At 35.7% G+C, this 14,390-nt stretch carries 13 protein-coding genes; 1 reads left to right on the forward strand and 12 read right to left on the reverse strand.

Annotation, left to right across the window (positions count from 1 at the left end; all coding sequences use genetic code 11):
* Positions 1–71: 71 nt before the first annotated feature.
* From FLUTA_RS18715 to FLUTA_RS18775, 12 genes are all read right to left on the reverse strand, one after another.
* Positions 72–1,235 carry an alpha/beta hydrolase gene (locus tag FLUTA_RS18715; protein WP_013688475.1) on the reverse strand — a complete coding sequence of 388 codons (1,164 nt, stop codon included), beginning with the start codon at positions 1,233–1,235 and terminating at the stop codon, positions 72–74.
* 186 nt (positions 1,236–1,421) lie between these two features.
* A complete protein-coding gene (locus tag FLUTA_RS18720) occupies positions 1,422–2,372 on the reverse strand; it encodes a DUF3137 domain-containing protein (protein WP_013688476.1) in 951 nt (316 codons plus the stop codon).
* A gap of 37 nt (positions 2,373–2,409) precedes the next feature.
* Positions 2,410–3,252: a hypothetical protein gene (locus FLUTA_RS21050; protein ID WP_013688477.1), complete on the reverse strand. Its 843-nt coding sequence runs from the start codon at positions 3,250–3,252 to the stop codon at positions 2,410–2,412.
* A gap of 43 nt (positions 3,253–3,295) precedes the next feature.
* Positions 3,296–4,789: a C1 family peptidase gene (locus tag FLUTA_RS18735; protein WP_013688478.1), complete on the reverse strand. Its 1,494-nt coding sequence runs from the start codon at positions 4,787–4,789 to the stop codon at positions 3,296–3,298.
* A 9-nt stretch (positions 4,790–4,798) separates the two neighbouring features.
* On the reverse strand, positions 4,799–5,179 hold the full coding sequence (locus FLUTA_RS18740; protein ID WP_013688479.1) for a hypothetical protein: 381 nt from the start codon (positions 5,177–5,179) through the stop codon (positions 4,799–4,801).
* 31 nt (positions 5,180–5,210) lie between these two features.
* A complete protein-coding gene (locus FLUTA_RS18745; RefSeq protein ID WP_148235472.1) occupies positions 5,211–5,858 on the reverse strand; it encodes a hypothetical protein in 648 nt (215 codons plus the stop codon).
* Between the two features lie 213 nt (positions 5,859–6,071).
* Complete coding sequence (locus tag FLUTA_RS18750; protein ID WP_013688481.1) at positions 6,072–9,230, reverse strand: tetratricopeptide repeat protein; 3,159 nt, start codon at positions 9,228–9,230, stop codon at positions 6,072–6,074.
* Between the two features lie 139 nt (positions 9,231–9,369).
* A complete protein-coding gene (locus FLUTA_RS18755; protein ID WP_013688482.1) occupies positions 9,370–9,927 on the reverse strand; it encodes a DUF4256 domain-containing protein in 558 nt (185 codons plus the stop codon).
* A complete protein-coding gene (locus FLUTA_RS18760) occupies positions 9,920–10,537 on the reverse strand; it encodes a YdeI/OmpD-associated family protein (RefSeq protein WP_013688483.1) in 618 nt (205 codons plus the stop codon). The genes FLUTA_RS18755 and FLUTA_RS18760 overlap by 8 nt, the downstream gene beginning before the upstream one ends.
* A 4-nt stretch (positions 10,538–10,541) precedes the next feature.
* Positions 10,542–10,919 carry a DoxX family protein gene (locus FLUTA_RS18765; RefSeq protein WP_013688484.1) on the reverse strand — a complete coding sequence of 126 codons (378 nt, stop codon included), beginning with the start codon at positions 10,917–10,919 and terminating at the stop codon, positions 10,542–10,544.
* Between the two features lie 81 nt (positions 10,920–11,000).
* Positions 11,001–11,456 carry an SRPBCC domain-containing protein gene (locus FLUTA_RS18770; RefSeq protein WP_013688485.1) on the reverse strand — a complete coding sequence of 152 codons (456 nt, stop codon included), beginning with the start codon at positions 11,454–11,456 and terminating at the stop codon, positions 11,001–11,003.
* 93 nt (positions 11,457–11,549) lie between these two features.
* The gene (locus FLUTA_RS18775; RefSeq protein ID WP_013688486.1) at positions 11,550–11,870 is read right to left on the reverse strand and encodes an ArsR/SmtB family transcription factor; all 321 of its coding nucleotides are present in this window, start codon (positions 11,868–11,870) and stop codon (positions 11,550–11,552) included.
* A gap of 210 nt (positions 11,871–12,080) precedes the next feature.
* Between FLUTA_RS18775 and FLUTA_RS18780 the strand changes: the two genes are divergently transcribed.
* The gene (locus FLUTA_RS18780) at positions 12,081–14,279 is read left to right on the forward strand and encodes a B12-binding domain-containing radical SAM protein (RefSeq protein ID WP_013688487.1); all 2,199 of its coding nucleotides are present in this window, start codon (positions 12,081–12,083) and stop codon (positions 14,277–14,279) included.
* Positions 14,280–14,390: the final 111 nt, after the last annotated feature.

Consider the following 14,390-nt stretch of genomic DNA (forward strand, 5'->3'; position numbering starts at 1 on the left):
TTTTTTTATACCTATAAATTTATATACTCTTAAATGATTTTCATCTTCCGTCCACACACTGCTTATTTAATTCACAGTTTACTTTTCACACGGTCTATCACTTTTTGAAAATCGGAAACATTCAAAACATCTTTCCCTAAATAACTCATCCCAGTTTCGTAATACTTCAAAGCAAGATCGTAATGCTTCATTTGTTCTTCGTATTCGCCCAACATCCAATATCCGGAAAAAGTTTTCGGAAACAATGAAACCGTAAGTTCTCCAAGTTCTTTCAATTGATTCCACTGTTTCTTTTTGGAAATCGCATAGGAAGCCGTGTTTAAATCATTTTCACGCATTTCAATGTTCACTCCATAAATAGTTTCAACTGCACGGTATTTCTTTTGGAGGTACTCTACCTTATTTTCACTGGATTCCAACTGCTTGAATTCAATCTCATCAATTGGGGCGTAAACCGAAAACAAATGAGCCACCCCATCTAAAATTGCAAGAGGAAAAATGGTTGTATGATTTGCGCCATTGTTGGGCCTTTCAAACTTTTTGTACTTGAAATTCGGATGGTCAATTTTAGAAAACTCTTTGTCAAAATTTGTAACAGAAGTTATGTGGCCTGAAAGGTCTTTTTCACCTGCTGCAGTATAGTAAAACACTGGTTGTTTTTGATTTTGAATACTCTTTTTAAGAGGATTCAAGCTATTTGGAACATAATACGGGCTAATGGCAATATAACCTTTAAAGACAGGAACTTCATCCAGCAAGAAGTAATTCACAAAATTCGCGGTGAATGAATGGCCGACAATTGCTCTAAAATTTGTGGTTCGATAAGAACTATCTATAAATGGAACTAGTTCTTGCGAAATAAACGCTTTGAAATCAATTCCCTTTCCTTTCGGGAGTCCAGAATCCCAACTATAAGAGCAATCACTCCAACGTACATACCCATTTGAAGTCGGGTCCTCATAGTTTTGATCAATACTCACGATGATACATTCTGGAATTTTATTCCAAAAACTATAATAATCAACAGTTCCTGCCAATGCTAGCCTAGTATATTCTCCATCCAATGAATAAATAACTGGATACTTCAAATCAGTTGATATCGTATATGATTTTGGAATATGCACAGTAATTATGCGATCTTCTGAAAGCTTTTGTGATTTAATGGTAAGAATAGTATTCTCCTGAGCAAGAGCTGAAAATGAGCAGATTAAAAAGAGAATATAAAGTAATTTCATAGTATTTCAGGTTTTGGTATGGTTTGTAATTGCAGCTTTTCCTGATTGTTAAAAACAGAATGTCTAGAAGTTCAAATTTAATAAAGTATCGATTATGAAGACTATTAATTGCTAGTAAAAAACTGGTCTGCTACCAAACTATGGAGCAGACTGTTACAAATAACATTTTGTCAAACTTATTTTCATTCACTTACTCCAAATCCGAGTATTCAAATTTAAGTCTTCCACAATACTTATCATCAGCGATACATAACTCACATATTTTTTAAGCAATTCCGGATCTAATGCAGACTTAAACATTCGTGGATCAAATAAATTACTCATCACAGGCAGTGCCAAAAAGAAATGACCATCTACGAATGAAAACCAGATATAGCCATTTTCCAGTCGAAATTTGGTGAGTCGTTGCATCAAAGATGGAGTCAAAATGTAGCGTGCTTCTACTTCATCGAGACCATAAACGGCAAAGTATTTTTCAAACTGTGGATCTTCCAATTTGATGAGTGGATCGGTTCCGCCCCAAACTGTATTCTTCTGTATATATCGACCAATTCCACCCAATGAGTTTTCAAAAAAATCGGGAACAACAACTGTTCTAGAATGAAAATGTTTGTTGAAATCTGCAGCAAAAAACAAGCCCCTAAAAATATCGTGGTAACTTTTCTGTCCAGAATCATTGTGTTCTGTTTGAGCGTGTACTTCTGCAAAAGAAATGGCTGTTTCGCCAATTAAACCCGTCACTAAATCTTCGGTAGAATACTTACTCACATACTCTGTAAAAAGCGAACTAGCCACAAATGTTTTACGAGAAATTCCATCTTCAGGATTGTATTCCAATCGACTATCCAAGAATGAAATCATTCGATTGATAACTCCATTCTTGTATTCCGTCTTGAGTTTTTTCTTGAATTTCCGATAGAAGTGTCTAAAAATGAACCATCCAACTACTAGTAGTGAAACTCCAATTAAAATGCCCCGTATTTTTAGAAAAAAGACTAATACACCGATTAGCACAATCAACAAAAACCACAACAGGAAAAACTTCTTTAAAAAAGATTTTCGCTGATTATCTAACGGTTTTAATACAGAAACTAACTCTTTTTCGTAGAAAAATTCAAATTCTTTTATTGTTTTCATCCTATAAAATCAGCTCAAGAAAATTTGTTTCCCCTCCTTATTTTTGAAGAGCAAATTTCACCTCTCCGTCATTTATTTTATCTACAATCACTAAAAAGCAATAACGATAAGATGCATTCTGTTCTACTAAACCATCCGTTTTACGGTAATTCAACGTAATAACACCGTCTTTTTTCACCAAACTTTCAACAGAAAACTCAACTTGTTTATTTGTTTCAGCATCAATAATTGCAATGACAAATTGTTTCGAAAAATCGATTTCAGTCGGCATTCCATTTTCACCCATAATTGGCGCCATTCCAAATAATTTATCAAACTCTTCCTGAGTGGTAATTTTTGGATAAAAGAATTCTCCTTTTTCAACGGTATTATTTACGAAATAACGGTCTGCAACTTTGAAAGCAATCTTTCCTTGTTGATTTGCATCTTCAATGGTTACTTTTCCATCGTATTTTTTATCTACAACAAGTATCAAACAACGACGGAAATAAGTAGAAGAAGTTGATGTCTCTTCGGTTTTAAGGTATGTAAATGTGATGTCTGTTCCCAATTTCAACAAACTTTTAGGTTCCAATTTCACCTCCTTATTAGAAATCATATCAATTACCGCAATCACATATTGTTTAGAGAAATCAATGGGAGTTGGCGATCCATTTTTCCCCATCACTGTTGCCATTCCAAATAACTTATCGAACTCTTCTTGATTGGTGATTTTCGGATAAAAGAAAACGCCGTCTTCAACCGTATTATTGACAAAATAACGTTGAGCAACTGTATAAGGAACTTTCTTTGCTTTACTTTTTTTAGATCCAGCAAAAGCAAAGGAAGTAAAGCTTGTGAAAATAACCATTGCCAATCCAATCTTTTTCAAATTTTTCATTTTGTTCGTTTTAAATATTCTTTTAATGCGTGAATTTGTTCTTTTACCAACCCAAAATATCACACATATTTATACTAAAGGTTTTAGAAGTATTGTCATCAAAATATACGGTTGCCCCAAGTCCGCGTAAACATCCCCAGCCATCATAACCTACTCGGAAACTATTGGTTTTATCGGTCACAGTTATATAGCGGTTTTTAAACGTTGGGTGATTGAAATCATACACGACTTTTACAATTCGGTCTTTCACATTTTCAACACCTCTTAAACGAATATCAAAATTGTAATATCCCGATTGATTTGTCTTAGGAACAGCAGTAACAATTGGATGAATATCAAAAGTGCTCAAATCATCTCTTGTTACTTGATTAATGGTCTCACAACCGTTAAACTCTACTTTAATAGATTTACCATCTTTCAAATAAACAATTGCCTGCATGTTTGGTAAACAATAAGGTCCTTCGTAGGAAGTTTGATAATGCGGACCACTGCTTACAGTAATGTATTTGTTGGGAAAAGCGGAATGATCGTAAACATAAGTTACTCTGTCTACCAAAGGCTGTACGTTTGCTGCAATATTTAATCCGTAATCAATGTAAAAATGCCCTGTTGCAATACGTTCCCAGTGGCCATAAGGAGTGAAACTAGAAGCACTGATGTTGGATGATGGATTTTCAACTGGATTGTCGCTATTCCCCAACTCATAATCTTTGTTTATGACATAAGCTTCGGCACCATAACTACTCATCATCAACTTAAAGCAATCATAATCGACCCAGATATAGCCGTTTACTCCCCAATCTTTTCCCCAAGAATTCATAATCTTGAATGCGCGTTTATTATCGTCGTAACCAACTACTAACATCGCATGTCCACCACTCGTAACTTGTGTACATGAAAAAGGACTTGCTGACTTTTTGTATCCATAATTTGAAAAGCCAGATCCCAAACAAGAACCAATAACTACTGGTACATCGTTGCTCAAATGTTCTTTGAATTCATTGAAATTTAATCTGTTAATTAATCGATTCCAACCACTAATCCTATATTTAGAAGCTTGATTAACTAACTCTTGAGAAGGAACACTACAAGAATTTGCATTATCATAAGGCATTGTTTGCCAAGTAACGACTCCCTTTGTTTTCAATAAATTCAAGGCATCGTGTACATAAGTTCCACAATTTGGACCACAAGTACATTCTCTGATTTGATTGTAGACAAATGCAGGACTCATAATCATATTGGTAGTTTTAGGTGATCCCCATTTGTTTTTTGCTGCAAAATAAAATGATGCCAATGCGTAAGTTGTTGACCAAGCCACACAAGAACCAATCTGTCCTTGACTTCCTGGATTTGGAAAGTAGCTTTCTGGAATAACATAAGAAGCCGGTAAATTACGCTCGGTAAAAGGAGAGCTAAAAGCAATTTTCAGTTTCTCATACTCGCCATTCGGCATTGGAGTATATCCTGTTGCTTGTTCCTGACTCCAAGAACTAAATGCGCAAAGAAGAATTAAAAGAGTATAAAGTGTTTTCATTTTTTAGATTCAGAAAAAAGGTTCAAAACTTATTACAAAAAAGGTGTTTATTCCATCTTTTACAGCCCAATAGCCATTAAAAATGAGTAAGGTATTCTCTGCAGGAGTATTGTAATCCGCATCAGATGGAACTCTTTCTAAATTAATAGCGGCGCCTAATCCATATTTTGCAGAAGAACACGATTTATTTGTTTTCCCACTTATTCCAGCAGCAACTCCTTGTTCAACCATCTGTTTGTCAACAAAAAAGCATCCAGATTTTTTCGCGGAATCGTATCCGATAACATAACCACTCAAACTGGTTGTTTCGTTATTTTGAGCATGTGCTGATGTTCCTATCATTCCAAATGCGAAGAAAGCAAGAGCAACTTTTTTCAATGTATTTTTCATATTCTTTTATGTCTGAACTATTTCGCTTCATTTATTTTGTTTCCCAACGAGTCACATAGAAATTATTTCCTTCTTTAATTCCCCAAACTTTTACCTGCCACATATAATCGGGAACGGTACTAATTCTATCAAAGATTATCGGCTGACTTTTATTTCCATTCAACATCCCACAAGAATTACAATGGCTGTAATCACTCCAGTCATCCATAGTAGAACCTTTTGGCATATAACTACCTTCAAGCATTGTCTCTTTTTTAGAGCTTGAAGGAGTTCCTGGCTTTTTCGTTTGATTTGACTGTTGTTTGATAAACTCCGGAACAAGTTCTCTACGATTCATTATAGGAAGCTCAGATTTCACAACATATAAAACCAAGTAAGACTGTCCGTTGTCGCAAAGAACGTTTTTTACTTCTCCTTCTACTGTAATATTTTCTTCATTGAAAATTTCATAAAAACTTCCTGGCTCCGTATCAAAACAGATTGTCATTGTGTACGCATTTCCATCAGAAGCCACATAAGCTAAAAGTCCTTGCGTACTGCACCCACACGTTACTGTATTTGCACTGTTTTTATAATATGTTCCTGAAATTCGTTGATATCCTTGCTGAGCATAAGAAGCTGTCATTGCAAAAGCAAATACGAAAAATAATGTGGCTTTTTTTAATAAGATTGGTTTCATGTTTTTTGTTTTTAGTTTCAGCTCTTGATACAAAACACAGACCAAATTGATCCTATCCTGCATCTATTTTTTGTTTTATTTAAATCCAAATGTACTTCATGTGTTTTGTTTTATACTGGTAATTTTCACGCTTTTTTTAGGCGATTTTCACGCACTTTCAAGTCCAAAAACCATTCAAGTAATTGAAAATCAAAATCATCACTCTCATCTACTTTAATCTGTTTTGATTTTTTCAAATTCTGAAGGAGGAACTCCAAATTGTTTTTTAAAAACCTTTCCAAAATAAGATGGATCTTCAAATCCAACAGTCCATGAGACATCCGAAATACTCATTCCGTTTTTGAGTAATTCAATGGCTTTTTGAAGACGGATATGTCGAATGAAATCAGCAGGTGTTTGCCCAATAAGCGATTTGAGCTTTCTCGTAAGCTGACTTGAACTTAAGTTCGCAAATTCGGCAAGAGGATTCACTCCGAACTGGGAATTCGACAAATTACCCTCTGTTGCCGTAATGAGGGTTTGAAGAAATTCACGGTCTCTTTGAGAAAGTTCTGGAAGATCGTTTGAAAGTGGAATATTTCCATCAACAAATTTGTCGCGAAGCGCTTGCCTTAAACGCAGTATATTTCGAACCCGCAGTTTTAATTCTGCAACTGAAAAAGGTTTTGTGAGATAATCATCAGCCCCAATTTCAAGTCCAACTTCTTTATCTTCTTGGTCGGATTTAGCAGTAAGTAAAATGATTGGAATGTGTGATGTCAGATCATTATTTTTCAACTCACCACACAATTCAACACCATTCATTTCGGGCATCATCACATCGCTAATCAGAATATCTGGAAGGTATTCCTTGGCCATTTCAACTCCTTGAATTCCATTTTCAGCCTCCATATATCGATATTGATCTCCCAAGCATTCACAAATAAATTTGCGAAGTTGTTCTTGGTCTTCCACGACTAAAACTAGCGGAAGTTCTTCAGTTCCTGTTTCTATTTCTATTTCTCGATTTGCTGATTTCTCAATTAAATCTAATGGAACAAATTCTTCGGTAGAAACAGGATTTAATTCTGAATCATCTTTGTGATTCTCCATGTTTGCAAGTGAAATCGAAAAAACACATCCACTTTCTGGGGCATTTTTCACCGAAACTTCTCCTCCATGCATGATTGCTAGCTCTTTTACGATAGCTAATCCAATACCAGATCCTGATTGAAAACGCTGATTTACAGAATCTACTTGATAAAAACGATCAAATACTTTATCTAATTGATTGTCAGGAATTCCTATTCCTGTATCTGCTACTGAAATCAATAAATGATTTTCTGAAATATCAATGGAGGTATATATAGTTCCTGAAGAAGGCGTGAATTTTAGAGCATTAGACAATAAATTAACCAAAATGGTAGTCAACGCTTCCGATGAATAGTAAAAAGGTTTCTGATTCAATTGTTGCTTTGCGCTTTCTGATATTTCTATTGTAAGCTCAATCCCCAATCGCAAAGCATGTGAGTGAAACGCTTGTACATGCGCTTGTATTTCATTTAAAAGATTTCCATTTTGAAATTGAAGCTCGTATTGACCGCTTTCCATTTTCGATAAATCCAACAAATGATTGATGAGCTGCAACAGTCTTTTTCCATTGTTCTCCATCTCATTATAGCGTACAACATCTTCCTTGCTAGCATTTTGTTTCAACAATTCCAAATGCCCGTTAATAAAAGTCAACGGTGTTCTAAACTCATGAGAAATATTTGCTAAAAAGCGTGATTTGAATTTCTCCGTCTCTTTTACTGTTTCTATTTCTCTGCGTTTGAGTTCCACATTTAACCTTTCTGCTGCCAATTTTTTACTTCTCAAACGAAACAAATACAGCAATGAAGCTACCAGTAAAGTCATTAAAGTAAATCCAACAATGGCAGTATTTCGCTGAATACTTTTCGTTCGAATTTCTTTATCTGTTAATGCATCTTTTTTTTCCTGTTCAGCACGAGACTCTTCTTCCTTCTTTTTGAACTCATACTTCATTGCAAGTTTTGAAGCGTCGTTTTTTTCAACTTGATTATTGTATTTCACATACTCCTTATGATTTTCGTAAGCTTCTTTGTATTCACCAAGAGCTTTATTAACATCAGACAAAATCAAGTAGTTTGCCGCTAAATCACGCATCATATACATTTCCTGATGGAGCTTCAAGCTAGTCATCAACCATTTTTTGGCTTCACTATATTTCTTCTTTTCATAAAGTAATCTTCCTATACGTTCGCTAGAAGATGCTTTCCATTGATTGCTATTTTGCTCTAATGCGGACTCATAAACCAATTGAAATCCTTTTAAAGCTAAATCAACTCTTTTCTGCTCACGATAGGTTTCTGCTATAAAAAAATCACTAATTAGAACACGTAAAGGATCTTCCATCTTCACACTCAAAGTCTTTGCTTTTTGAAGATAAGCATGTGCTTTGGGGAAGTTTTTCATCATCATGTAGGAACGTCCAAGAAGAATATAAGACTCTACTGTCTGCCACCACTCGTTAATTTCCTTACTAATCGTTAATGCATTCTTATAACTTTTCAAAGCAAGTTCATAATTCCCCGCATCACTGTAAATATTTCCAATTAAATTACTCGTCCAAATTTCTCCACTCAGATTTTTAGTCGATTTATAATATTTCAATGATGTATAAAAATGCTTTAACGCAAGCTGATAATTCCCAATAAAATAATATTGAGAACCAACATTACCAGCTGCTAATGCAATTCGAGATTCATCGTGGAGATTTTGAAAATTTTGCAAAGACGCTTCAAAATACTTGACCGCATGAACAAAATCATGTTTGGAAGAATAGATATATCCAATGTTCTCATTGGAATTTCCAATTCCATATTGATCATTCGCTTTTATTCGAATTTCAAGTGATTTCAGATGATTTTCAAGCGCCTTTACGGTGTCTTCTTTTGCCAAGAATAGATGACCAAAATTATCGTATCCATCGCCCTTCCCTATTTCATCTCCCGTTTTTTCGGAAATTTTCAAAAGCAACCTCAAATGTTTTTCCGCTTCAGAAAACACATTCATTTCCCGATATGTCACCCCCAAATTTAAATATGCCACCGTCATTCCTTTTTCATACTGAAGGCGCTCTGAAAGATTTTTGGCTTTTTTGGCATAAATCAGAGAGGAATCTCTAAATCCTTTATCTCTAAAATCACGACCAAGCTGATTAAACAGGTCCACCTTTTCTTTTGAAGGTGAAAGCTTCGCTAATTCATGAATCAGTTCACGGGTTGTTTTCTTAGGGGAATCTTGGGCAAAAAATAAAGAGTTTGAGCAAAAAATAAAGAATAGGAAAATGAGCAGGCGCAGAAAGATCATTAATAGAGAGTCAATTTGGTTTCAGACTCTGAAAATACGAATAAACAAATTATTCGACAAGTCGATTCTATATGAAAAATCAGCGAGATAAATCAATCATTTGAAAATTAAACAAGTAGATTTTTAGTAAGCAAATATATCAAACGCGTACCATTCCTCTAAATCCTCTTGCCGCATAATACGATTCAGCGCCGTTGCAATATGTGAAAATAGTTTGGAAACGATTATCACAAAAAATAGCACCACCTAGCTTTCTAATTTTTTCAGGTGTTTGTACCCAACTTGATGTTTTTTTATCGAAATCTCCCAATTGCTGCAATGATCTGTACTCTTCTTCTGTCAAGAGCTCAATTCCCATCTCGTCTGCCATATCCAATACACTATTTGCTGGCTTATGCTCTTTCCGAGAATTTAAAGCTTCGCGGTCGTAACACAAACTTCTTCTACCTTTGGGACTTTCTGCCGAACAATCTACAAAAAGATATTCATCCGTTTTCTTGTCATAACCTATTACATCTGGTTCGCCATCTGTGCTTTCCATTTCATCCAACGACCACAATTTGGTTGGATTTGCTTCCAATTTAGCTACAATCTTTGACCAATCAAGACCTTTATGGCGATCCATATTCTTCTCAAAACGCGCTTTCAACATCTTCAACAATTCTTGCGTTTCTTGCGACGATAATTCCTTACTCATTCTTCTTTTTTTTGTTCATCAAATATTCATTTACATCGTTCAATCCTTTTCCATTGAGTATGTAGGGTATGCATTTTTCAATCCGAATCTCACGTGTTTTCGCTTGTTTGGGTTGCGACAAATGAAGTAAATAAGCTCTTTGTCGACCTGGAGTTAGCGCTTCAAAAGCCTTCTTCAAATCTGGGAGTTCGTTAAATTTAACTTCCAATTCTACTGTCACAGGAAATTCCTTCGTCTTTTTCAAAGGTACTTTCACTCCCGATTCTTCCACTTCAATTGCGTGAAAAATATACTTCTTCAAATCAGAACTCAGTTTTTTAATTTCTTTCAAACTCGTAAATCGGATTTGTCTTGCTGCTTGTACATTTTCAGTTTGTTGAATTAAAATTCCCTTCGGATCCTTCATCAAAGCGCCTTTAAAAAGCAGAAAAGCACAGTATTCTTTGAAAACATGAATCAAAAGAATGTTTTTATCCTCGTAAGTGTAACAAGGACAACCCCATTTCAAATCTTCTGTCAAGTGACATTCGAGAACAATCTTTCTCAGTTCAGTCACCTCCTCTTTCCATTTTTCTTCTTTCTCAAAGAACCAATCAACTTTCGGATTCATACGCTCAATGTATTACGACAACCTTTCTATTCACTGGTCTCAAACACCAAGATACACCAGTTAAAATTAAAAGCAAGAGCGACGGAAAGATTTCAATCATCGGACTTCCAGATGCAATATGCGAAAATACTGCTCCCGACATAGCGAAGAAAAAACCTGCATACGCCCATTCTTTCAAGATTGGAAATTTTGGAATCAGAATCGCAATAACTCCCAGTATTTTCCAAATTCCTAAGAGGGTCAACAAATAAACTGGATATTGCAACTCAGCCATTCGGTCTACATCTTGTTTCATTTTTAGCAACTGTACAATTCCGGTTGAAAGCATTCCCAGAGAAAGCCAAATCGTGGCAATCCAATAAATTATTTTTTTTGTTCTCATATATTAATTCTCTAATTATCAATTATCAAGGGGATTTTCTCTTTATTCAATAAATCTCCTTAATAATTGGCCCATTTATAATTATTTCAAAATCTCTTCCATTCGATTATGCGCCATGTTCAATCCCATTTCAAATGGCATTTTCAATTGCATAGCACGTGCTTCAACGGAACGATAAATAACCTGCATAGTCAATTTACTCCTGCTATCAGATAATTTCTCGAACTCCAGAAATTCCAATTGAGGACCAATCGCAGCACTTTCCATTTCAAAGGTTCTAACTATTTTCTGGTTCGGAATGAAATCATGTATCGTTCCATGGAAACCATGTTTATTTCCCATTGGGTCAGTTGTTTCAAACTGATAAGCACCATGCTTTTTGTTTTCCAATTTCAACACTTTGGTTCCCATCCATTGCTCCACGATTTCTGCTTCTTCATACGCTTTAAAAAGTAATTTCAAGGGCAAATCAAATTCCCGTGTGATTGTTAATTCCTGTTTGCCATCTTCGGCGTGAATGTGTGTTTTTCGTTCCATAATCTTTTTTTTATTCCCCACAGACGTGCACGGATGAACAAGGAGGTTTGATTCAATATTTCTTCTGTGTTCCTATGTGGGAGAATTTTTGTCTTATTTATCCTTATAAGTTTTCATGATCTCTTCCAGTTTGTTGAATCGGTCATCCCAGAGTTGGCGAAATGGTTCGATAAAGTCGGCGACTTCTTTCATGTTTTTGGCGTTAATTTGATAATAAACTTCTCTCCCATTTTGAGTTTGTTGTAACAATTCACATTCGGTGAGAATTTGTAAATGTTTCGACACGGTTGGTCTTGCAGTATCAAAATTAGAGGCAATAGCTCCAGCTGTCATGGATTGTGAAGCCAACAGCAATAGAATCGCTCTTCTAGTTGGATCTGCTATAGCCTGAAATACATCTCGTCTTAAATTCATTCGTAACTTTTTATTTTTTAATATCGGATGAAACTCAATATAGCCTCGCTTCATCGTGTAGCTATTTGACTACAAATATATGTAGCTATTTAACTACACAAATATTTACAAAAAAAAATATTTCACTGGCTTCATATCATTCGGCATTAAGTATTCGTAATTAGATAAAATAGCCATACTTTTGCAGTTGTATTTACTTAAAGTCTTCTCTTGAAAAATCAGCTCTTATTAGTTACTCCTCCATTTACGCAGCTCAATACTCCGTATCCGGCCACGGCTTACCTAAAAGGGTTTTTGAATACCAAAAACATCGCTTCCATTCAGGCAGATTTAGGAATCGAAGTTATTCTTGAATTGTTTTCTAAAACTGGATTAACGACACTTTTTGCTGAAATAGAGACGAAAGATTTACAACTTTCAGAGAATGCCGAGCGAATCGTTGCGCTAAAAGCAGATTACATTCAAACCATTGATTCTGTTATTGGCTTCTTACAAGGAAAAAATCCAAGCTTGGCACACCCTATTTGTCAGGATGATTTTTTACCCGAAGCATCTCGCTTCAACCAACTGGAAGAACTAGATTGGGCGTTTGGAATCATGGGAACCCAGGATAAAGCAAAACATTTAGCTACGCTTTATTTGGAAGACATTTCCGATTTAATCGTTGAAACAGTTGATTCTCATTTTGGGTTTAGCCGGTATGCTGAACGATTAGGACGATCTGCACTGAAGTTTGACGAATTATACGATGCTCTCCAACAAGAAATTACTTTTACCGATAAAATCCTACTCGAAATCCTTGAAAAACGCTTTCAGGAAGTTGATCCAAACATGGTGGCCTTTTCCGTTCCTTTTCCAGGAAATCTATATGCGGCTTTTCGCTGTGCACAATACATTAAAAAACAATATCCCAAAGTAAAAACTGCCATGGGAGGCGGATTTCCCAATACTGAATTGCGTTCCGTTTCTGATGCGCGTGTATTTGAGTTCTTCGATTTCATTACACTCGATGACGGTGAGGCTCCGATTGAGAATTTGGTGGAATATTTGCACGGAAAACGAGCTATTCAAGAACTGAAACGCACCTTTGCACTTATTGACAATCAGGTTGTCTATATAAACAATTCCAAAACACCCGATTACAAACAAAAAGACCTCGGAACTCCCGATTACAGTGATTTACTGCTTGATCAATACATTTCGGTTATAGAAATTGTAAATCCGATGCACCGTATGTGGAGCGATGGCAGATGGAATAAGTTAACAATGGCACACGGCTGTTACTGGGGGAAATGCACCTTTTGCGATATTTCTTTGGATTACATCAAAATCTACGAACCAGCTACAGCAAAGATTCTTGTTGACCGCATGGAAGAATTGATTCTTCAAACTGGTCAAAATGGATTTCACTTTGTAGATGAAGCAGCTCCTCCAGCTTTGATGCGTGAATTGGCATTGGAAATCATTCGAAGAAAACTAGTAGTGAGTTGGTGGACCAATATTCGCTTTGAAAAGAGCTTTACTCACGATTTATGTATTCTACTTAAAAATTCTGGTTGTATTGCGGTTTCTGGTGGACTAGAAGTTGCTTCAGATCGTTTATTAACACTCATAGACAAAGGCGTAACTGTTTCACAGGTTGCCAAAGTAACCCGCAATTTCACAGAAACTGGAATTATGGTTCATGCCTATTTGATGTATGGATTCCCAACACAAACCGTTCAAGAAACAATTGATTCACTTGAAATGGTGCGTCAATTATTTGAAACAGGCGTACTACAATCAGGTTTCTGGCATCAATTTGCAATGACTGCTCATAGTCCGATTGGATTGAATCCTGAGCAATTTAATGTCATTCGAGAAACAGGATTAGGAACTTTCGCTAATAACGACCTTGTTCATCAAGATAAAACAGGAATTGATCACGAACAGTTCAGTTTTGGACTCAAAAAATCATTGTACAACTTCATGCATGGCATCGGTTTCGACATGCCTTTGCAAAGCTGGTTTGACTTTAAAATTCCACGAACCAACATTTCTCCCAATTTCATTCTAGATGCTATTGAAGAGCTAGAAATTCCTTCGACAAAAGCCAGTTCAAAAATTGTTTGGCTGGGTAAAAAGCCCACCTTGAATTTCTATACAAAGAATAAAAAAGGAAATCAATGGGAAATGTCTGAACTGACCTTTCATACCAAAAGGAATGTTTTTTCGATTCAAGTCAGCAAAAGTCAAGGAATCTGGCTGGAGAAAATTCTTCAAGAACTTTCAACTTCGAATAATAAAAACAAGTTGTTCCAGGAAATCAAATCTGATTACGAGAAACACAACAGCATAGAAGATTTTGAACCATTCTGGTACGGAAAACAAGTAGCACAATTAAAAGATGCAGGATTACTGGTATTATAATCGATTGAATCATTCTTTTCCCCACCAAAGAGGACAAAAGGGCACACAAGCTAAATACATTTTTAAAAACATCAGTGCTCATAAGTGCACCTAAGTGGGAAATAACTAAGT

The sequence above is a fragment of the Fluviicola taffensis DSM 16823 genome (assembly GCF_000194605.1).
Classification (GTDB): domain Bacteria; phylum Bacteroidota; class Bacteroidia; order Flavobacteriales_D; family Crocinitomicaceae; genus Fluviicola; species Fluviicola taffensis.